At 27.6% G+C, this 21,867-nt stretch carries 20 protein-coding genes; 6 read left to right on the top strand and 14 right to left on the bottom strand.

Translation table 11 applies throughout. The features are described 5' to 3' along the window. From bpuSUM_RS01545 to bpuSUM_RS01570, 6 genes are read right to left on the bottom strand one after another with little or no spacing between them, the layout of a single operon-like run. On the bottom strand, window positions 1-1,074 hold the full coding sequence (locus bpuSUM_RS01545; protein ID WP_247066267.1) for a hypothetical protein: 1,074 nt from the start codon (window positions 1,072-1,074) through the stop codon (window positions 1-3). 19 nt (window positions 1,075-1,093) lie between these two features. Further along, a complete protein-coding gene (locus bpuSUM_RS01550) occupies window positions 1,094-1,852 on the bottom strand; it encodes a hypothetical protein (RefSeq protein WP_247065483.1) in 759 nt (252 codons plus the stop codon). 15 nt (window positions 1,853-1,867) lie between these two features. Beyond that, window positions 1,868-3,532, bottom strand: coding sequence for a DNA repair protein RecN (recN, locus tag bpuSUM_RS01555; RefSeq protein ID WP_247065484.1), 1,665 nt, complete (start codon window positions 3,530-3,532; stop codon window positions 1,868-1,870). A gap of 46 nt (window positions 3,533-3,578) precedes the next feature. Next, complete coding sequence (locus tag bpuSUM_RS01560; RefSeq protein WP_247065485.1) at window positions 3,579-4,415, bottom strand: NAD(+)/NADH kinase; 837 nt, start codon at window positions 4,413-4,415, stop codon at window positions 3,579-3,581. Continuing rightward, complete coding sequence (locus bpuSUM_RS01565) at window positions 4,405-4,929, bottom strand: chemotaxis protein CheW (protein ID WP_247065486.1); 525 nt, start codon at window positions 4,927-4,929, stop codon at window positions 4,405-4,407. The genes bpuSUM_RS01560 and bpuSUM_RS01565 overlap by 11 nt, the downstream gene beginning before the upstream one ends. A gap of 27 nt (window positions 4,930-4,956) precedes the next feature. Then, window positions 4,957-5,550, bottom strand: coding sequence for an RlmE family RNA methyltransferase (locus bpuSUM_RS01570; RefSeq protein WP_247066269.1), 594 nt, complete (start codon window positions 5,548-5,550; stop codon window positions 4,957-4,959). A 54-nt stretch (window positions 5,551-5,604) separates the two neighbouring features. On the opposite strand from bpuSUM_RS01570, the gene bpuSUM_RS01575 reads away from it, so the two are divergent. Together bpuSUM_RS01575 and bpuSUM_RS01580 are read left to right on the top strand one after the other, a co-directional pair. Beyond that, on the top strand, window positions 5,605-6,651 hold the full coding sequence (locus bpuSUM_RS01575; protein WP_247065487.1) for a polyprenyl synthetase family protein: 1,047 nt from the start codon (window positions 5,605-5,607) through the stop codon (window positions 6,649-6,651). Then, window positions 6,648-7,322 carry a tetratricopeptide repeat protein gene (locus bpuSUM_RS01580; protein ID WP_247065488.1) on the top strand — a complete coding sequence of 225 codons (675 nt, stop codon included), beginning with the start codon at window positions 6,648-6,650 and terminating at the stop codon, window positions 7,320-7,322. Before bpuSUM_RS01575 ends, bpuSUM_RS01580 begins: the two co-directional genes overlap by 4 nt. On the opposite strand, the gene bpuSUM_RS01585 is transcribed toward bpuSUM_RS01580, so the two are convergent. From bpuSUM_RS01585 to bpuSUM_RS01605, 5 genes are all read right to left on the bottom strand, one after another. After that, window positions 7,309-8,115 (bottom strand): ABC transporter permease, encoded by an 807-nt coding sequence (locus bpuSUM_RS01585; protein ID WP_247065489.1) that lies wholly within the window; start codon window positions 8,113-8,115, stop codon window positions 7,309-7,311. The genes bpuSUM_RS01580 and bpuSUM_RS01585 overlap by 14 nt on opposite strands. After that, window positions 8,116-9,048 (bottom strand): ABC transporter permease, encoded by a 933-nt coding sequence (locus bpuSUM_RS01590; RefSeq protein ID WP_247065490.1) that lies wholly within the window; start codon window positions 9,046-9,048, stop codon window positions 8,116-8,118. Continuing rightward, a complete protein-coding gene (locus bpuSUM_RS01595) occupies window positions 9,045-10,502 on the bottom strand; it encodes an ATP-binding cassette domain-containing protein (protein WP_247065491.1) in 1,458 nt (485 codons plus the stop codon). Before bpuSUM_RS01595 ends, bpuSUM_RS01590 begins: the two co-directional genes overlap by 4 nt. Before the next feature lie 3 nt (window positions 10,503-10,505). Further along, window positions 10,506-11,546, bottom strand: coding sequence for a BMP family ABC transporter substrate-binding protein (locus bpuSUM_RS01600; RefSeq protein WP_247065492.1), 1,041 nt, complete (start codon window positions 11,544-11,546; stop codon window positions 10,506-10,508). Window positions 11,547-11,864: 318 nt separating this feature from the next. Next, window positions 11,865-12,872: a hypothetical protein gene (locus tag bpuSUM_RS01605; RefSeq protein ID WP_430644652.1), complete on the bottom strand. Its 1,008-nt coding sequence runs from the start codon at window positions 12,870-12,872 to the stop codon at window positions 11,865-11,867. Between the two features lie 287 nt (window positions 12,873-13,159). Here bpuSUM_RS01605 and bpuSUM_RS09890 point away from each other — a divergent pair, with 287 nt between their 5' ends. The 3 genes from bpuSUM_RS09890 (at window position 13,160) to bpuSUM_RS01615 (ending at window position 15,065) form a co-directional block, all read left to right on the top strand. Beyond that, window positions 13,160-13,282 (top strand): hypothetical protein, encoded by a 123-nt coding sequence (locus bpuSUM_RS09890; protein WP_283848852.1) that lies wholly within the window; start codon window positions 13,160-13,162, stop codon window positions 13,280-13,282. Window positions 13,283-13,474: 192 nt separating this feature from the next. Next, window positions 13,475-14,596: a LysM peptidoglycan-binding domain-containing protein gene (locus bpuSUM_RS01610; protein WP_247065494.1), complete on the top strand. Its 1,122-nt coding sequence runs from the start codon at window positions 13,475-13,477 to the stop codon at window positions 14,594-14,596. Between the two features lie 94 nt (window positions 14,597-14,690). Continuing rightward, a complete protein-coding gene (locus bpuSUM_RS01615; RefSeq protein ID WP_247065495.1) occupies window positions 14,691-15,065 on the top strand; it encodes an outer membrane protein assembly factor BamD in 375 nt (124 codons plus the stop codon). A gap of 20 nt (window positions 15,066-15,085) precedes the next feature. Here bpuSUM_RS01615 and bpuSUM_RS01620 read toward each other — a convergent pair whose 3' ends face one another. From bpuSUM_RS01620 to bpuSUM_RS01630, 3 genes are all read right to left on the bottom strand, one after another. Then, window positions 15,086-16,201, bottom strand: coding sequence for a vWA domain-containing protein (locus tag bpuSUM_RS01620; RefSeq protein WP_247065496.1), 1,116 nt, complete (start codon window positions 16,199-16,201; stop codon window positions 15,086-15,088). A 64-nt stretch (window positions 16,202-16,265) separates the two neighbouring features. Continuing rightward, window positions 16,266-19,127 (bottom strand): periplasmic flagellar collar protein FlcA, encoded by a 2,862-nt coding sequence (flcA, locus tag bpuSUM_RS01625; protein WP_247065497.1) that lies wholly within the window; start codon window positions 19,125-19,127, stop codon window positions 16,266-16,268. 15 nt (window positions 19,128-19,142) lie between these two features. Next, complete coding sequence (locus bpuSUM_RS01630) at window positions 19,143-20,036, bottom strand: 1-acyl-sn-glycerol-3-phosphate acyltransferase (RefSeq protein WP_247065498.1); 894 nt, start codon at window positions 20,034-20,036, stop codon at window positions 19,143-19,145. A gap of 199 nt (window positions 20,037-20,235) precedes the next feature. Between bpuSUM_RS01630 and bpuSUM_RS01635 the strand changes: the two genes are divergently transcribed. Beyond that, a complete protein-coding gene (locus tag bpuSUM_RS01635) occupies window positions 20,236-21,837 on the top strand; it encodes a peptide ABC transporter substrate-binding protein (protein WP_247065499.1) in 1,602 nt (533 codons plus the stop codon). The last annotated feature ends 30 nt before the right edge of the window (window positions 21,838-21,867 follow it).

The following is a 21,867-nucleotide window of genomic DNA, read 5'->3' on the forward strand; positions in this document are numbered from 1 at the left end:
CTACAACCCCAAATACTTTAAATCACTATCATCATTAAAATATAAAATTCCTTCATCAAATTCAACATATGAATTCACCTTATCTTTAAAAAAGATATTATCAAATAAATTATAAGAATCTACAGAATAAGTCCTTATATTGATTATACTATCACTCAAATCATAGAAATATATCCTATACACTCTAGAAAAAGGATCATAAGAGGCTTTTAAAACAGAATTTTTATTATCAACTCTAAAAGTTTTACCACTTTTAATATTAAGTATTAAAAATGAATTTACAGTCTCAATAAACAAATTATAAAATTTATCAATTCTAAAAAAAGGATTAAAATCCTTAATCTTTAAATTTTTCAAATATAAAAACTGATTATATTCATCTTCTAAGTTAAAAACCTCTAGAGAGAATTCCTCATTCCCTCTTAAAACACATAAATATTTATTATTTAAGCTTAACTTAAGACATATAATTGGCAAACCAACACCTAATAAATCACCACCATACACCATTTTTCCACGTTTATACACATAAATCTTGCCATCAGAGAGTCCTAAAGCCAAAACATCATCATTATAATCAATACTTAATATTGAAGCTATAAATTTGACAGACAAAATTCTACTTCCATCTGCTCCATAAACTTCTAAAGCCTTATGTAAATTATTTAAAGCAAAAACAACATTATCTTTTGTAAAAACAAAATCCTTATATGCCAAAGAAAACAAAAATTTATTTGTCTTTCTAGAAAATACAGAATAATTATTTTTAAATCTGTTAATCACATAATAATAGTCTGAAAAACTTACTAAACGATCACTTACAACATGATAATCATATTTATTGAGATCTAGATTCAAAATTTGATCATTAATAAAAACATTACGCCTTGGAACAATATCAACCAAATTATCAGATTTCTTAAAGTGATTAAACTTATAAAAAATTGAAATATCAATCGTTAATTTCAAGATAAAATCAACTAATACTATGAATATCAATAAAAAAATTGATAACAAAAAAATTTTGATCTTTCTAAATCGAGTCGAATTTTCTTTATAAAGATTCACACTTATTAAAATCCTCCCCTCAAACTCACCTACTCTTGCTCAAATCCGACTGAAATTTCACAGACCAAACTTCATAAAATTTTGCAAATTTCTCAGCTATCGCTTTCTGAGAAGTAACAGTAGCTAAAATTTTTCCGGCCTGAATGTAACCTAAAATCTGTTCTGAGAGTCCATAAACCCCATTTACTTCATATCTCGCCCTTAACAAAAATGCTCCTTCTTCTAGGAGATCTAAAGATTTAATAAGATGAGCTAATTGAACCTTATAAAAAGGACTATCAATAACTAAATTTTTTGATAAATTCTTAAAATCAATAAAATTTTTAACCAAAACAATAAATTTAAGATATATATCTTCTAAAAAGAGAATCGCTTTAGAATCACCTTTGCTAAAATACATTCCCAAATCAATAAGATATCCTAACTTTTTAATAATTAAAAATCGTTCTTCAGGATTTAAATTAAGCACAGACTCATTATTCATAAGTTCGCTAAAAGAAATAAGTAAAACAGGACTTACAAACAACGAAAAATCAGAAATAAAACTAAAAAGATTTACTCGAAAATCATAGTTAACTTTTAATCTAGGCTTTGTGTAAAAATAATTTAATGATGCAATATAACTTAGAACATTTAAATTTAAGTTAATAAAATTAACCGTTACACCCGAATCCAGTGCAAGCTTACCGGATTTTTTTATGTCTTTTATGTCTTTTAAAGTTTGCAAAATAAGATCATCAATAAACAAAATTTTTTGATAATTTTCATTATGCACTAAATCCATAAATACCCACTCATATCAATTATTACCTTTTAAAAGCTCTTCTGCATGTTGAAAGCTAATATCATTAACATTTCCACTAAGCATGCGAGCAACCTCTAAAACACGATCATTATCCAATAAAAGACAAGCCTGAACATAAGTTCTATCTTCAATATATTCCTTTTTTACCAAAACATGATAATCTGAAAGACTTGCAATATTAGCAAGATGAGTAACAACAAATATTTGCATATTTTCTGACAATCCCTTTAAATATTTGCCCAAACTCATCCCAGACTCACCCCCTATACCAGAATCAATCTCATCAAATATGATAAGCTTACTCTCATCAACATTCTGCACGATCTTAATAGCTAACATTATTCTTGAAAGCTCACCCCCAGATGCAATTCTATAAATTGGTTGGGCTTTTAGCCCAATATTACTAGAAATTAAAAATTCCACCTCATCTATACCTGTTGATTTGATTTTTACTTCAGAGACTGACACAAAAAACTCTGCATCACCCATATTAAGTTTATGCAAAATCTCAGTTACTCCAGATGCAAATCTTAAAGCAGCAGCCCTTCTAACAATTGAGATATCGAATGCCAATTTTTTCACTCTCTCAAACAAATCATTTAACATTTGCTCTTTACCTAATTTTTCAGTCTCAAAATTAAGTGATAAATCAATAATGTCATCACACCTTTTCCTAAATACTATGACATCCTCAAGACTTGGTCCATATTTTTTGCGAATACGAGAGAGATCATATAGCCTATTCTCTACTGACTCAATTTCTTTCTCATCATAAGTCTTGTCAAAAAGATACCTACCATAAGCTTGACCAATATCTTCAAGTTCATAATAAGAATTCTTAAGACGATTTTCAAGTTCAAAATAATTATTGTTCACTTCTGAGAGATACTCAGCATTACAAATTACCTTCCTTATTTCACTTAAAGCAGAAACATTACTATTCAAGCTCAAAACACTCTTTAAGCTTGAAAGTGCATTACATAAAGATTCATGATTTTTAAGCTCATTCAACCTAATCTTTAAAATTTCTTCTTCACCTATTTTAGGATTAAAAGAATCTATCTCATCAACTATTTTTTCACATTCTTCTTTACTATCTTTATACAATTTCTCTTTCGAAACAAAATCATCATAATCATTTAAATATTGAATATATTCTTCATAAACTAATCTATATTTTTCCAATTGAGAATTTAAATTAGCATAATTATCCAAAATCTTCAAATTATTTGAGGGGTTTCTCAAAATTAAATATTGTTGATTTTGAGAATGCACCTCAATCAACATATTAAAAATTGGCTTTAATATGGTACTAGAAATTGGTTCATTATTAATATAATAATTACTCAAAAGAGTCTCTGAGGATTTAAATATAATTACTCTTTTTATAACAATAAAATCTGGAGCTAATATACCTTTAGAAGACAAATAATCCCTAATATCACCATTCACCCTAAACTTGGCAAGTAAAACACATTCCTGTCCTCCACTAGTAATTATATTACTTTTAATTTTTTCACCAAATAAATAATAAATTGATGATAATAATAAGCTTTTTCCACTTCCAGACTCACCTGTAAGCACTACGAGCCCCGTACTTAGTTTAATAGAAACTTCTTTAACTAAAACAAAATTTTTTACAAAAAGTTCAACTAACATATAAAATTTCAAAACAAGTTATATCTATATTAAAAAACGCCATATATTATAATAACTTATTTTTAAGTCTTCTAACAAAAGTATCTGTACAAAATGATGCGAAACGTAAACTCTTATTATCAAGTCCCAACTCAAAAATAATATCAACCCCAAACTTACCAATATTAACGCCATCAACGAAAATTGATGCTGAGTTTAACGCATATCCCTTTTGAAATGAAAGTGAAAGCCTACTTCCGCTTGAAAAAATAAAGGAACGATTATAAACAGAATGTGGGGAAATAGGAGTTAAGATAAAAGCCCGAAGATCTGATTCTAAAATAGATCCACCTGCCGAGAAAGAATATCCGGTTGAACCTGTAGGAGTTGCAAATATTATTCCATCACTCCTATATGAGAGAAAATCTTCTGAATTAACCCTAAGATTTACATCAATCAACTTATTAATAACACTAGAACGAATAATTACATCATTTAAAGCATATTTGGTAAACACATTATTTCCATTCTCATAAGCACTAATACTAAGTAAATATTTACTATGAATAACTAAAGAATTATCAAAAAACTTATCTATGACCTCTTTAAAATCAATAGGTTTTATGTCTGCTAAAAATCCTACCTTGCCTAAATTTATTGAAATAATTGGAATATCAATATCATTCTTCAAAAGCAAGCTACTAGCTAATAAAACTGTACCATCTCCGCCCAAAGTTATTGCAAGAATCAAATTATCTTCAGTTAACACCTCTGAAGATTTATCAATTCCTGCAAATAAGCTTAAAACACCATATTTATGTTTTAAATATTTTTGTATTTCACAAGCAAGAACCTCGGCATCTAAATTTGAATAATTTACGTAAATAAGAACCTTACTCTTCATTATTCTCCTTATATGGAATCCGTGCAAATTCACCCTTGTCAAATATCCGTTCAATATCAATTAAAATTAAATATTCACTCTCAAAATTTTCCTCATTATCAATTTTAACAACACCAGATATGTATTTTCTATCCAAAGTTTGCAAGGTCGCAGGAGGTTCTTGTACCTTTGATCTATCAAAACTAATAACCTTAAGAACTTTATCTACAAATATTCCTAAAAGCTTATCTTTGATATTCACTATTAAATAACCTGTTAAAAGTTTATCTTCCTCCGTTACATAAACAGAAGGAATTTTAAATCTAATATTTAAATTTATTAAAGGGATAACACTCCCTCTAAGATTATAAATACCCGTAATATAATCAGGAACATTGGGTATTGCATATATACCTTCCAAAGGCACTTTAATTACTTCCCTAATGTGATCTATTGCAACCCCATAACTCTCTTTGCCTATTTTAAAACATGCAACTTGTAAATGAGACTTTTTTTCCATAAATTTTTCTTTCATAAAGATATCCCAACACCCTTAAATAATTTAAATATTTGTATCTAACTTAATAAAATCCTTAGATAAAAAATAAATCTCAAAAGAACTCTTCCGCACAGCTTTAGGTCTAACTTTTTTGACAATCTTAAAACAACTCTTAAGCTTATAAAAAATCTGCTCTTCCTCGCCTCCTTGAAAAACCTTAAGTAATAAATTACCACCCTTTACCAAAATTCTAGACGCCAATTCAACTATTCTCATATTCAAATTAAAAGAATTACTTGTATCAACTAACCTATTACCAGTAGTCTTAGGAGCTGTATCACTTATAATTAAACTATAAGGGGCAAAAGTCTCAATCTTTTGACAAACCTCATCAATATATATATTACCTTTGATAAAATAAAAATTATTAGTAAAATTAAGCTCTATATCATTAAGGTCAACAGCAACAAGTACCCCATCTTTAAGATTGCCATAAGCATACTGAGAAAAACTGCCAGGAGACGCTCCAATATCCAATATATTGCCAGAAAGAAACAAAGAAAATCTCTTATCAATTTCTATCAACTTATAAACAGATCTAGCAAGATATCCTTCTTTTTTAGCTCTTCGTGAATATTCATCAATAACATTATACATATCAATGCTCTGCAATACACTCAATCCATTATACTTTTTATTATAATTATTATTATGCAAAATAAATCATTTTTAGATAAGATCGAAAAAAATATTAATAATATATTCGAACAAGATCATTTTCTCAATTTATTTAAAGACAAAGATTTAAAGCTAAAACTTAATATACAAAAAAACACATTAAAAACAATTAAAGCCCCAGCTATTGAAATAATAAATAGAGGGGGAAAGAGAATAAGACCAATACTAATGATTTTACTAGCATATGCATTAGGATATAATAACAAAAATACTGAGAATCTATACAAACTAAGCATGTTACTTGAATTACCTCATTCTGGAAGTTTAATTATTGACGACATAGAAGATGGGGCTATTAAAAGAAGGGGTAAACCTGCTATTCACTTAATTTACGGATTAGATAACAGCATTAATACAGCTAATTTAATTTACTTTCTGCCTGCAAAATTAATACAAACTTCTAAATTTAAAAAAAGTCAAAAACTATTAATTTATGAAAATTTTTTCACAACGCTCTCAAACCTTCACCTAGGACAAGGAATTGATATCGCATTGCACAATGGGACATATATTCCAAACATTGACGAATACATATCTTTAGTAGAACTTAAAACAAGCTGCCTTTTTGGAATGGCTGGATTTTTAGCCGGAATACTTACAAACAATGAAAATAAAGCAAAAAATCTTTACAACACATTTCTAAAACTTGGAACCTGTTTCCAAATAATAGACGATATCAAAAACATTAAAGATGGAATTAACGGCAAAGATTTTGGAGATGACTTAATTGAAGGAAAAAAAAGTCTGCCCATAATATACTTTTTAAAAGAAAAACTATTGAATGAGCAAATCATTCAAGAATTAAACGCAATTAAAAATAAATCTATAAATGAATCAAAAAAAGAAATATTAAGATTTAGCAATATGATTAACTCATCAAGTGCCATTCAAGATTCTGCAAATCTTGCAATGTCGTACCTTAATAAATTTATAGAAGAATTAAATTCATACGCATTGATAAAGAAGTATAAAGATATGATAATGGACATTGTAAAGAAAATAAAAGGGGAAAATTTATGAGAAAATATGCAATAACGATAGTTTGGATGAATATCATTGCTTCTATTTATGCAACAATTCCTACAGAAGATATAAATAAAATAGATGAACTTTATACAAAATCAATGTTACTCAAAGAACTAAAGAAATATAATCAATCCAAAGCATTATTAATGCAAATTATCAATACAGATCCAAAACAAGTTGATGCATATTTACTGATCGCAGAATTAGAATACTTGATGAATAACTGGTTACAAGCAATCGAACAAACAAAAACTTATCTACAAATAATTGATTTTAAAGATACAAAAAATTATCTTGATATTTCATGGGCATATTTTCTCATAGGGGAATCAAGAAACTCAATGGACTATATAATGCAATTTATTCAAGATAATAAAGAACTACTAAATACTAATATATACATATTAATTGATACTATTTTAAAAAAAGGATTTTATCATTTCATACAAGATGAAGACTTAATATTTAATCTGATAATAAATACTCTTTTCCAAATAGAAACATATGATGACATCATATTTACAATTTTTCTAAACAATTTAGATATCATCAAACAAATGCCCTTTTATGAATTCAATAAAATTAAAATACAAGATTTAGAATTACAAATTCGTGCCTTAAAAAGGCTCAAAAATTCGATAAATGATATTGCTAAAACAGGTTAGTTTTTCTAAAAAATGAAACAAATACATTAATTAATATAGCCATATAAAAGGGCAAAGAAAGGGCAAAATAAGAATTAACATAATCCTGAAAATTAAAAAACTCGTATTCAATAAATATCATCAAAAATGCACTTGGAAAAATGAGCCAAGGATTTGCAAATGCAATATACAGCATACAAATAGCAAGCCAACCATTATTTAACCCCAAATCATAAGAATAAACATTAAAATTGATAGCAAGAAATGAACCTGCAATACTTGCCGAGATTACGGATACAAAAATAGCAAAAGATTTAAAGTAATTACTAGTTCGTTCACCTAAGATATTTTCATAATCATTCGAGCGAATAAACTCAAAAACTACTTTGACTCTTGAATAATTTAGTATATAAATACTAAAACTTAAAAAAACGAAAAAAAATATAACAAAAAAAATAATAGCAAAATTATTAGAAATATTTAAACTAAATCCTGGAATAAAATTGAAATTAGCTTTCATTAAAACCCTAACTAAAAAATGACACAATATGTTAATTCCTATACCCGTTATAAAGATGTTATAACCAATTACTACAATAAAAGACAAAAAAAAACCAAAGATCAAACTAATAAAAATCGTCATAACAACTGAAGCAAATATTCCATACCCCAAATAAATAAAAAAAGATGTTAGAAAAACAGATAAAAAAGAAATTCCTTCAATAGATATATTTAAAAGTCCTACTCTCTCAGCATAAAGAATTCCAAGAGCCAAATATGCAAATACTATAGAATGCAAAAAAACACCAAACATTTATTTTTTACCCGAATTAATTAAAAACAATGCAATAAAAATCGATATAGCTTGATATAAACCAATAAATTCAAATTTAAACGAATAATTTATTTTAAGATAATTATTAAATTCATTCAGCATTGCAAAAAACAAACTAAAACATAATACATACATATAATTAAATCCTGAAACTACAGCAACAACAAATCCATTCCAGCCAAACCCAGCAGTTAATCCTAAAAATAAATAATTCTTAAAAAAAATTAAAAATATTGAACCCACAAGACCATTTAAAAAAGCACTGGTAAATACCGTACAAAACTTATACTTAAACTCATTAATGCCGAAAAATTTACTTAATGGCTTTCTATCATTCAATATCTCAAGTCTTAATCCCAAAATAGTTCTTTTATGAATAAATACATAACATCCCCAAACCAAAATACTAAATAAAAGCAAATATGGAAAAGCAGTATTAATAGTGAATATCTTATCAATACTTTTTGTCTGATTTAAAAGTCCATTCGAGCCTAAAAGCTTTGATATAAATCCATCAACTAATCTCTGATTTCCATAAGACATTAAAAGACCTGTAAGCATACCATTTACCCCACAAAAAAATGTCAATAAAAAAGGAATAATTCCTATAACACCAACTAAAAACGAGCTTAAAATTATTATTAATACAAAATTAAAGTATGTAAGTCCACAAAAATCACAAAATACATATGATAAAAACGCTCCAAAATAAACTTGACCTTCATCACCAAGAGTCAAACTATTACTTCTAGCACAAGTTGAGATTCCTGTCGCAATTAATAAGAGCAATATAAAGTTCCACAACATTACTTTCATATAAGAAAAACTAAAAAAACCATCAAAAAAATAGCTAATACTCAACACACTCAGTGAAAATATTAATAAAATATACTCTCTTCTAAATGCCATCATATAAACAACATTTCCTTTAAAGCCTCTTTGTTGATATGTTCTCTTTTCAATCTCAATATAACCTCACCAGCCTTTATTGCCAAAACATCATCAGACAAAAGCAATAACTCATCTAAATTAGGAGTAATTAATAGGACAGGCTTTTCATTAGAAAAATTACGAATAAAATTAGATGTCTCACTATATGCTCTATAGTCTAAATTACTAAGAGGTGAAAAACAAATTAAAAAGCTCTTTGTAATATACTTTTCTCTCAAAAGAGCAAGTTTTTTCAAAGTTCCTCCAGAAAATGATAAAGACTTAGAATAAAAAGTCTTTAGTATCTTACTATCACAATATTCCATGTTGTTTCTAAAAAATTTTTTAAGATCATTAATAATAGACTGTTTAATAAAAATCTCATTTTCAAAACTCATTATTTTGGCCAAAAAGCTATCCAATATAGTCATATTATCAGAAAATAAATTACCAATTCCTAAAGGTAAAAACCCAGCCTTTAACTCATAAAAATCAATATATTCATATCTACACCCATTCATCTTTATACATCCTACAAATGGGATCTCGCCTAAGAACAATTTTTCCCATGTTTTTATTACTGCCTCTTCTGCAATAATTCCTAAAACTCCTCTTTTTTTCAAAGAAAAACTAATATCATACTTCCAAAAATCTTCAAAAAACAAATTAAATTTTATAAAATCCTCATTTAGCCCACCACGCCTGATACTTATAGAAATAAATTTATCAGCAGGAATTTCAAGCTTGCTAAGTATTATCTCTTTATTTGTCGTTCTAAAACACTTCCCCTCTTTTAAAATAATAAATTCATCACTAAATTTTATGGCATCGCCAATTTCTCTATGAGTAATAAAAAGAGAAGTAATACCTGACCTTTTAAGAGCTTGAAGCAATTTAATAAACTCTTTAGCCTCTTTTTGAGAAAAATAAGAAACACTCTCATCGAAAATAATAATCCTTGCATTTTTTTTCAGGGAAGAAATAATAAGCAAAAAATAGATTTCTTTAATATTCAAATCTTGTATTCTAGTCTCTAGATTAAAAGCAATATTATAAAATTGCCTAAGCCATTTATAATATCTATAGGTATGGGATTTATTCATTGGCATAAAAAATTGAGAATCAAACCAATAAACACTAAGATATTCCCAAACTTTTAAGTTCATATCAAGTTTTGGAATCTGAGACACAATATAAATACCATTACTCTTTGCCAAATCTACATTCCAATTTTTTTGCCTAATATTATTTACAAGTACATCACCACTATCAAAACGAATAAATCCAGCTATAATTTTTGATAAGGTACTCTTACCTTCCCCATTTCTCCCAATTACAGTCAAGATTTTAGATTCCTCAATTCTTAAATTAACACTATCTAGAATAGGTTTTTCAACATCTGGAAAAAATTTTACTATGTTTTTAAACTCTACCATAAATTATTCTAAATTTATTTTGATCTCAGTATCATGCATCTCTTTCATTTTTTCCTCAAGTCTTTTTTTAAGTTTTGAATCAGTTTTCTCTAAATAAAACTTATTTAACAAATTAAATGAAACCCCTCTTTCTTTAAAGCCAAGAACCTTATAAGTTCCATATTTAAGCTCCCCTTTAAGGGCTTTTTCCAAGACTTTCTCTAAATAAAATCTTTGATTTGTAACGCCTGAACCAATAATATTATCTTTATTATTTAAATAATCTTCACCATCAAAAAGAACAGCAAAAACACCATGCTCACGAACCGATGAGAGAACTCCTTTAATAGCTGTACCCACAATTGGAAGAACCACAGAAACTCCTAAGTCTAAAATTAAAGAGTCAGATAAAACTTTTACCCTATTGCTATCATGCCAATTTCCTAAAGTTCTAAAGAACACTTCTGAATCTAAAACCTCTTTAATTCCATTCTTGAAATAAGGAAAAATATAATTATTCATAACAGGATATTCTTGCCCAGCAATCAAGGCAACATTTTTATTATATAAGTTAGAACTTTTTAAAAATAAACCCACATAATAACCCAATATGTAAGCTTCTTCTGCAACATTATAGGAGATTGAATACACTTGTGGGTTAGTATTTTTAACTAAAGAATCAAAAATCAAGAACTTAGTATAAGGATAATTGGAAGAAACCCTATCAATAATTCCCTGCATTGCATTATTTGACGTTATTAAAAAATCATAATTGTTGGAATTTAATAACTTTTCGAGTAATTCTATCCATTCATGCTGATTAAACCCAGCTTCAAACAACCGAATATCAATATCACTTTTATTTTTTTCAAATTCAATTAAAAAATCATACATTGCTTTATAAGAAGGGGAACCACTAATGATTCCAGGAATAAATAATGCAATTTTCCTATTAGATGAAGACCTAGGTTCTCTAATTCTAAAAAAATTAATATAAACAAATAAAAACAAACAAATTAGTGAAACGAAAACACAAAAAATCCTAAAAAAAAGAGCTTTACTCACAGAGACAAAACACCTTTTTCTCATAAAATAAAATAAACCTTGTACATATGAGAACAAAATGGCATAAAATCAAAAACCTAAAACGCACAATACACCAACTTTTTCAAAAAAGTCTCTTTGTAAAAAGATACCATAAAAACCCCTATCACGTCCAATTCTATATCCGATTTTTGCTTAAAAACACCAAAATTGGATCAATACAACAAGAAACTTATTAACAAAAACTCAATGAAATAAATAGCCTAATTCAAATTAAAACAATTAATCTTGAAGATAGGAATTTTTACCAATACTTCATAATCACAACATTTATCAAAATTAAAACTCTCTAGGTCTTAACAAAAAAAATTCATTAACACTTAAATTACTAGGAATATCACCATTTGTACGAATTAAATACATTTTAAAAGAATGAACTGTTTTAAAAAACTTCTTTGTTAAAGACGAGCGATTTTTTTTATAATATTCCAAATATTTTAAAATAGCCCCATTGACACTCACCTTATCAAATACATCAGAAAAACGCTTAACAATATCTTCTATAAAAAAAAACACATTAGCCAAATAAATAAAATTATTAAAAAGAATACCTATACGGCCTCTTAAATAATTGACATAATTTATCATGTCAACTCTATTCCCTAAAGTATAATTTTTATCTTCTAAACTCCACTTTGAATATATTGTACTAAATTTAGGATCTCTTACTAAATAATCATATACAAAATCAAATCTAAAACTATCTTCAACATATTTTAAAAATATGTAAGTCAAACGACTATCATTTAGAGAAACAAAATTTTTACGAGACATTTCTTTCATATTTTCAATTACATTTTGCAATACAGAATCACTGGTTTTATATAAAAAAGAATTATTATCCCAAAGTAAAATACTAGTGCCTGCTGAAATCCAATACTCATCCTTGTTATAATGTTTAAGAACGCCATCAAAAACACTAACAAAATAATTATTAAAGTATTCACAATTTACATAAAATTTTGCCGGAGCATCTGTCATAAAAAAATAATTATTTAAATCTACAGAAAATGAAGCACCTTGCACAACTTCATAAATAACCACATCTAAACTCCCCTTAAATAGATATATTTTTGCATCCTGCATATCTTTAAGAGAAGAATAACAAATAAGACCATGAGTATTAGAATACAAGGTTAAATCTGATGCAATACCATTTATCCCATACAAACCTATTTTAATTTTAGAATTATCTCCCACTTCAATAAAATCATATTCAAAAATTTCATCCCCCAAATTTAATTTAACAGGAATAGTATTCCTTACAATATTAATCTGTCCTTCCATTTCTTTAATAGACGCTACTTGAGAGAACAACGTAACTTGTAATAATAAAAGTAAAAGGATAATAACATATGATTTCACAATCAAATTTTCCTCTTTTCTAAAACCTTATAAGCTTAATTATATCTTTTTTAAAGAGATTTACTAACTTTAACAAAAATGAAAAATACGTTATACTTTTTAAGAAAGTATAAAAATAATGTTTTATACTAAGCCTGTTCTTTTAAAGAACCTAAAACGTAATAAAACTACAATTTATGTAGTCAATCTTATGTCAAAAGGATGTACTTATGATGAAAAAAAACAAATTACTATTTTTAATGTTATCTGTATTTGCTCTTTCCCTAATTTCATGTGAAACCCCACCAGAAGAAAGAACATGTGGAGATGCTAAAATTTCTAAGGCATACTAAAGCAAGGGTTAGAGTATTGATATAATAAAAATAAAACTTAAATATACACAGTTATACAATAAAAAAATTGTATAATGTTAAATTGTGTAATAATATACTAATTAGAGGCTTTATGCAAAGATAAAAGAATTAATGTCTAAAAAGCAAAGTTCTTAATTTATGTAGTCAATATCACACAAGAAGGATGTATTTATGATAAAAAAAAGCAAATTATTATTTTTAATGTTATCTGTATTTGCTCTTTTCTTAATTTCATGTAAGACCCCACCAGAGGATACAAAAAATGCAAACTCCAAAATTTCAACTAAAGAAACTGGGGATATAAAAAGAGACATTGAAGATATAAAACACGGAATCTTAAAAGAAAGAGGAAATCTTTTTTATTCTAAAGAATTTAATGAGACTGAAAAAATTGAAAAAGAAATGCACAAAAAATTTGCAAAGGGAAAGATTAAAGAAGGTAATGAAATTGCCCTAAAGGTATTAGAAAGGTACAGAAATATCGCAAGAGATACAACAGAAAAAAAAGAAAAAATAAATTATTTGAAAGAAAACATTGAAAAATACTTAAATGATGCTGAAACTAATGAAGCATACATATGGATCCCATTAGAAATAGACGAAGTAAATAACTTATATTTCGAAGCAACAAGAAAATATAAAATGTATGATATCGAAAGCTCTCTTGGAATGTATAGTAAAACATTTAATAAAGCACAACAAACTGCTAAAAAGGCAAAAGAAGCAAGAGCTCTTAAAGAAACGGAAGAGAGAATGTATAAACAATTAAAAGCACTGGAAGATGCTTCTGAACTCCCCGTTTACAGAAACAATAAACTCATTAAACCATCACCATGGAATGGAAGAGCGCTTCTTAAAGATAAAGGTGAACGCATAAATCTTTTAAACCCACAAAATGAAACTTACTTACTTGGACAAATGGATTCATTAGTACTTGCTTATGAAGAAAATACTGAAGAAGTAAAAACTCCAGACCCAAATAAATTTAAAACATTCCAGCTTATTGAAAAAGCCAGACAACTATGGGAACAAGGACTTGAGGCTAAGAATCTTAATAATTTTAGACTTGCAAATGAATTATTCTTAGATTCTGCAAGATATCTAAAAGCCTATCAAAGTCACTCAAGTAAAGAGTTATATATAATTAAAATAGGAAACACCTTGTGGGGTATTTCTAAGAAATTGTACAATGACCCTTACCTATGGCCAAAAATTTGGTTTGCAAACAGACAAAAAATTCAGAATCCAGATTTAATACATGAAAATTGGAAAATAATAATTCCTTCTAAATAAAACAAAAAAGAAAATAAGCTTATGCTTGTTTTCTTTTTTTATATCTAATAGAATTAATCTAAATAAATTTTTTTATAAAATAAGAGAATCAAAAATGAACAAACTAGTACTAATAAATATCCTATTCTTTTCCTGCTATACAGTAACCCACTTAAACAAACAACTTACAAAAGACACTCCTTACAGCATTTACCTAAGAGAAGCTCAAAAAGCAACAAATATTAACGATTATCAATCTGCTTTAAAGATATATGAAAAAATGATTGAAAATTATAAAGAAAATGAAAGCATCGTTGCCATAGGAAAGTATGAAATCGCATTCATATATTATGTGACAAATAAAAACAATACAGCAAAAAAGCTCTTTGAAGAATTAATACAATCTAATATACAAACACCTAAATGGGTAATTCCTTTATCTCAAAAGATAATAGAGAAAATACAAAACAAACAAAAAAATAAATCATAATACACAATTAATGCAAACCACTACTTAAGTAATATTCCATAAATTGTAATATCTTTTTCCTTAGCAGATCTAATAACATCCTCATAAACTATAGGTCCTCGGGGATATTCATGGGGAGGTGCATTACCTAATACGATAATAAACCTATTATCTGCTTTCCAATCAAATTGAGTAACAGCTGCATTAATTCCCTCAAATACTGCCTCAGGATAATCTCCCCCACCACCCACACTAATATCTTCAAGAACATTATTTAAATATTCCTTATTATTAAAATCAAAAGATCTTGTTAAAAAATCTTCAAGATAATCCTTATAAAATACAAAACCTACTCTATAAGATCTATATTGACTTAATTGCGGTTCTATCATAGAGAAAAGATGTTCTCTTAAAATTTCGATATGATTTTTCATGCTATCAGTCACATCAATAACAAAAACAAGATCTAAATCAGCAAACGGATCTTCTGATTTTTCTAGAATATTTTTTATCTTATCAACAAGATCAAGTCCTTTTTTTGCAACAACAACATCATCTGCAAACCTAGAAAATTCTTTTTTTAAATCATTATTATCAATTGTATTTTCTAGTTGAATGTCTCCAAAGAATAACTCATAAGCATTATCCTTATACTGACCTAAATAATCATTATATTTTTTCTCAAAAGTTCTAATTGAAAACCAAAAAGGATCTTTTTTTCTCTTTAGAACTTCTAAATCGATATCACCACTCCTTGTCGAAAATTTAGGAAAACCGTATCTCAACTTTTTAGGTATTAAGATATGAAAAGCCTGTCCAAATCTTCTATTTTGAACAGGTGTAGAAGATGTTAATGATAAGAGATGTCTATTTTGAATAACCCTACCATTTAAAATTCTAATCTCATCCCCATTAATTCTATTATACTCCAATGTTCTAAATGAATAAGTAGAAACGTCTTTACTCTTATCTGGAATTTCAAAAGACTCAGTTAAAATAACCGATTTAATATCTGGCTTTTTTCTTATAAAAAGATGAAAACCATCTTCATGCGCTTCAACATATACATCATCAATATTAATATTTAAGTGATCATTCATTGAAGAAAATAAATTAAATACAATAAATAAGGAAATAATAAAGTAAGCTTTTCTCATATAAATCCTTACACGTTAATTAGGCAACCTTATATGCCTTTAAACTAACAAAACACTAAATAATCTAAAGATTATCAGCCAAATTATCATAGAATAAAATCTTAGAACCAATAAAATCATTCTTAAAAATACCTCTAAGATTTAAACTAGCAAGATCTTTTTTAACACTTTTAACCATATCATCATCACGATTTAAGAGATCAAATATTCTAGAAGATTCAGTCAACTTCGCAATCCCCGAATCAAAAAGATTATTATTTCTAACAACACCAGATTCAATCCTATCACCAAGAGATGCTTTTATCTCAACAACTCCTAGATTATTGTAAATTTCAATCTCTTTTATCAATAAAGCTTTATGATGATCATTCCCTTGAGGTTTAAAATTTAAAATGCTAGACTTTTCTGATTCCAAATTCTGCAATACTCTTAAATAATAACTCCTAGCAGCCTCAAAATCACCCATCTTGTAAAGAACAGATGCAATTGAGTTTAAAACTTTATTACTATTTGCAAATCCGGACATATTTTGAACTCTAAATAAATAAGTTAATGCATCTTTATAATTATTTTCCTTATAATTAAGCAATGCTAATTTGTAATAAACATCTGGGGAATTAACTCCTTCATTTATTGCCATTTCATAAGAAGATATAGCCGATTTAAAACCATTTAAAGTTCTAAGAATATCCCCCTGCTTTTCATAAATTAAAGCAAGCTCTCTAGAGCTTTTAACAAGACCATTTTTTTTATAAAAATCATACTCATTTAAAGCCAGACTAACAATATTACTTGCCTTAAGAGCATCATTGCTCCTATCATAAATATCTGACAAAATTCTATAAGCAACAATTTTTTCAGAAGAATTCTCAATTGAATCTTCTTGTCTAAAACTATTCAGTGCTGTCAATAAATATCCTTCTGATTTCTTAAGATCACCCATATAATAAAAATATCTACCACTCTCAAAAAGAGCCTTATCATAGTCAGGATTTTTAAATAAAATTCTTCTAAGAATATATTCAATCTCTGAGTTAAGATTAATGTCATTTAAAGCATTAGAAATGCTTTTTCCATTACCTGCCTTAAAACTAGAAAATTCTTTATTAAGTAAGTTCATTTGAGCACTGAAATATTTCAAATTTCTAGAAAGAGCGTTTATTCTTTTATTATAAACTGTAAACTCGACATATTTATCTATCAATTTTTTAGCATATTTAGTATAAACTACTTCATCAATATCTAATTCCTTATTTACCTTAATAAAAGCATTTACATCTTCTGCTTCTCTCTCAGCACCAGCCTCAATGTAAGCATTAAAAAGCTTAAACAAAATTTCCTTTTTATGACCATATTTTGAAAGCAAAATAGTGTAATTATTAATGCTATCTTTGTAATACGCAGGATCTCTTTGAGCCCACTGAAAATAATTATCACCCTTAGCCATTAATGCCTCATAATCATAAATAGAAGAAGATATAACCTCATCTAAAATATCATTGGCATCAGCATACTCACCAAGTCTCATTTTCATAGAAGCATAAGATATATACCCATCCCTATCAAAATTTTTACGCCTTCTCTTAGAAGCTCCCACAGAAAACGGATCAATGGTAAATAATTCTTCGTATTTTTCCTCAGCACTATCAAAATCTCTTACATCTTCAAAAACTTTAGCATAAGTTAAAAACCACTTTTTGTTAGGTTTCATATAATATGCATCCCTAAAAATAGCTTTAGCAAGCTCTCTCTTATTCTCATATATATATGATATTCCCTCTTTATATTTTCTATCAGATACAATATAAAAAAACATAATATCAACTAAAAAATAAAAAGACAAAAAGGTCAAAATAACAAAAAGAGATGCAATTTTAAAGATTGGAGTTAAAGCTTTAGAAAGTCTATAGCTAAATTTCTTTTCAAGTTTGCTAAATTCCTCTGCTTTATAATACATAACAGGCAATTTAACAGAACGACCAACAATGTCTCCAACAAATTTAGCAATAAACTTAAGCCCTTTCTTATTTTGTTCAACAAGATCAATTAATGCTTCAATTTTGTACCTAGAGATATTCTCTAGCATTAAAGCCTCAGCAATAGCAATTCTCAAATTTCTAGGATAAGAATCTAAATGCTTGAAAAATAAAGGATAATTAATTTCAAAATTATGTTTACCTAAAGATTCCTTTTGGTCATCTTCCAAAAATTCAAAATCATCTGAAAGATTAGACCAATTATCCTCTTCACCATCACTAAGATTTCCAGAATTTTCATTAGAAAAAGATTCATCACTGTAAGGCATTTCTAAACGATCACTTGTTTCATCTGATTCATTTAGATCACTAATCATATTCTCAATATCAAAATCATTATTACTATCATTTAGAGATTCCTGACTCAAATTATTAGCATCAATTCCATTATCAATAGACTCATCAGAATTAAATAAATCTAAATCCAAATCATTCTCTATATCTAGATTTTGCAAACTATCAGCACTATTATCTAAATCGAAATTAATAGCATTATCTAAACTAATAGAATTATCATCAAGAACTTTTTCAAGATTTTCTTCAAGATGAGAACTTAAAACATCAAAATCATTATCTAAATCATTAAACTCAGGATCAATGTCTACTTTTTTAGAATCTTTTAAAATTGCAATATCATTTTCATTAGATGAATCCTTCTGATCTTCCTCACTATCAAGATTACCAAGCATAGCATCCAAATCAAGCTCATCATCAGGTTCTTCGTCTAAATTGAACACTTCTTCTTGATTTTCCCAAGGAACAATAGACTCCCCATCTTTAGGAGGTTCAATATCCATTTTGATGCCAAAACGTTCTTTCTGAGCCCTTTCATCGGAAATATTATCTAATAATTCTCTTTTAAACTTATTTATTTTTTCTATATCTGGCATACTACAATCAAAATCCTAAATCAAATTACTATATATCTTGGCTCCTTCTTCATGAAGAACCTCGAAACGTTTCTCTAAATCATCAGCAATTCTAGAACCCAAAATTTCCTTTGTTGGTTCTAAACCTTCTTGATTTAACTGCTCTAAAATTAAATTTTTGTATTCAAGTATATCTAATATTTCCGTTACATTATAAACAAGAATATCTTCTTTAAAAACATCACAAGACATATCTTCATTTGATGAAACTTCAAGAACACTCCCATTAACACCAACCATTACAAAATAATCAAAAAGCTTAAAATAACTTGAAATTTCTGAAATTATTTTTTTAGTCTCAGGCCTACCTTTCCTATATCTTGTAGCAGTCGGAAAAATAAGAATCATATAACCACTACTCTTTTTATCTGCAATACATCTCATAGAATTAGTATTAAAAACCCGCCGCTCCTTAATCGTTTCATGATCAACGCCAACAAATGCATGTGGAGGATAAATAAATATCACACTATAACCTAAAGATAGACTTTTAATTAATAAATTATCTTTAAAAAGTTTAACACCAGCTATAGGAACAATATGTTCCGAAACTTCCTTACAATCCATTTGATTAAGCAAAAACTGAAAACAAGGAAAATCAAAATTACTATAATGTTCCATTAATATAATTGAAGACTTGCCAGATTTAGACTTTTCATAAAGCTTTAAAATATTTTGAATACCAACAATAGTAGAATTACTCTTAAGAAGCCTTTTAATCATTGCATCAACCAAATTCCTACTAACAGAATCTGCTTCATGATAAGAATTATCTAAATAATTTACCTTTTCAATAGCTTTAAACCTACTAAAAAATTCATTCTCAATACCTTTAAAATATTTATTAAAACTTTCATTATGTACAAACATAAAACTTCATCCTTTAAAGTTTTTGAAAAAAAAGATACTAGCAAACCAAAAACATTCCATATAATATACTCACATGTAAATATTTTACATAATTATACTTTATTTATTTAGCAAATTAAAGTAAAATCCATTCAAGTATGTTAAACAAGAATAATTCAAAAGAAAAATAAAAAATATTTATAAGGAGAATAAATCAACTATGAAATACAAAACAATAATTCTTTTTTTATCTTTGTTGATTATATGGATAACTTCATGTTCCGGTGATGAACACAAAGATAAGATAACATTTAGAGTAACAAATGAAGCCGAGCCTGATTCACTTGATCCTCAACTTGCTGCTTCTGTTCAAGCATTCAATATAATCATAAATACATTTGCGGGTTTAACAACAAGAAACACACAAACTGGAGGACATAAACCAGGATTAGCTCAATCTTGGGATATATCTGAAGATGGACTTGTATACACACTGCACTTAAGAGAAGGTATTATCTGGAGTGATGGGGTTCCTATTACTGCTGAAGGAATTCGAAAATCTTTCCTTAGAGTTTTAAATAAAGAAACAGGTTCGCAATACGTTGATATCGTCAAATCAACAATCAAAAATGCAAAAGATTACTTCAAAGGTAAAATACCGGAATCCGAACTTGGTATTAGAACTATAGACAATTCAACTTTAGAGATAACTTTAGTTGCTCCAAAACCCTATTTTCTTGATATGTTAGCGCATCAAACATTTATACCAGTACCGGTGCATGCTATTGAAAAATATGGACAAGATTGGACCAATCCTGAAAATATAGTAGTAAGTGGTGCATATAAATTAAAGACAAGAATCCCAAATGAAAAAATAGTGCTTGAAAAAAACGATAAGTACTACAATGCCTCAAATGTCGAAATAGATGAAGTGATATTTTATCAGGTACAAGGAAACACCGCGTACAACATGTACATAAACGACGAACTTGATTTCTTAACCAAAGTAACATCAGAATACTTAGATGAAGCTAGAATAAGAAATGACTATTATTCTCATCCTATAAATAGAGTAACCTACATGGCCTTTAACACCACCATTAAACCACTTGATAATGTAAAGGTTAGAGAAGCCTTAACTCTTGCTATTGACAGAGAAGCACTCAACAAGATTACTCTAAAGGGTCAATCAAAACCAACAAGAAACTTAACACCAATATTTGAGCATTATTCTTACGGGAAACAATTAAAATTATTTGACCCACAAAGAGCAAAACAACTACTAGCTGAAGCTGGTTATCCTGATGGAGCAGATTTTCCTACTCTTAAATACAAAACCTCACAACGAAATGAAATGGCAATAACTGCAGAGTTCTTGCAAGAACAACTTAAAAAAACACTAAATATTAACATTGAAATTGAAATTGAAGAATGGACTACATTCCTAAATAGTAGAAACACAGGTAATTATCAAATATCATATATGGGATGGACAGGTGATTATTCAGATCCACTAACATTCCTTGAAAGTCTATTTACAACAGAAAATCAAGGATTTGGAGCATATGGCTACTCAAACAAAAAATATGACAATTTAATAGAACAATCTAATTTTGCACAAGACCCACTACAAAGACAAGACATTTTAAGACAAGCTGAGTCCATAATTATAGAACAAGATTTTCCTGTAGCTCCACTCTCAATACTCAAATCATACTATCTCTTCAGACATGACAAATGGACTGGTTGGATTCCTAATGTTTCAGAAGCTCATCTTTATGAAGAAATAAAATATAAAAGAGAAAACATCAATAATGAATAATAAAATATGAAAATAACTTTAAAATTAATA

Origin of the sequence: Borrelia puertoricensis, from assembly GCF_023035875.1 — a bacterium.
GTDB lineage: Bacteria > Spirochaetota > Spirochaetia > Borreliales > Borreliaceae > Borrelia > Borrelia puertoricensis.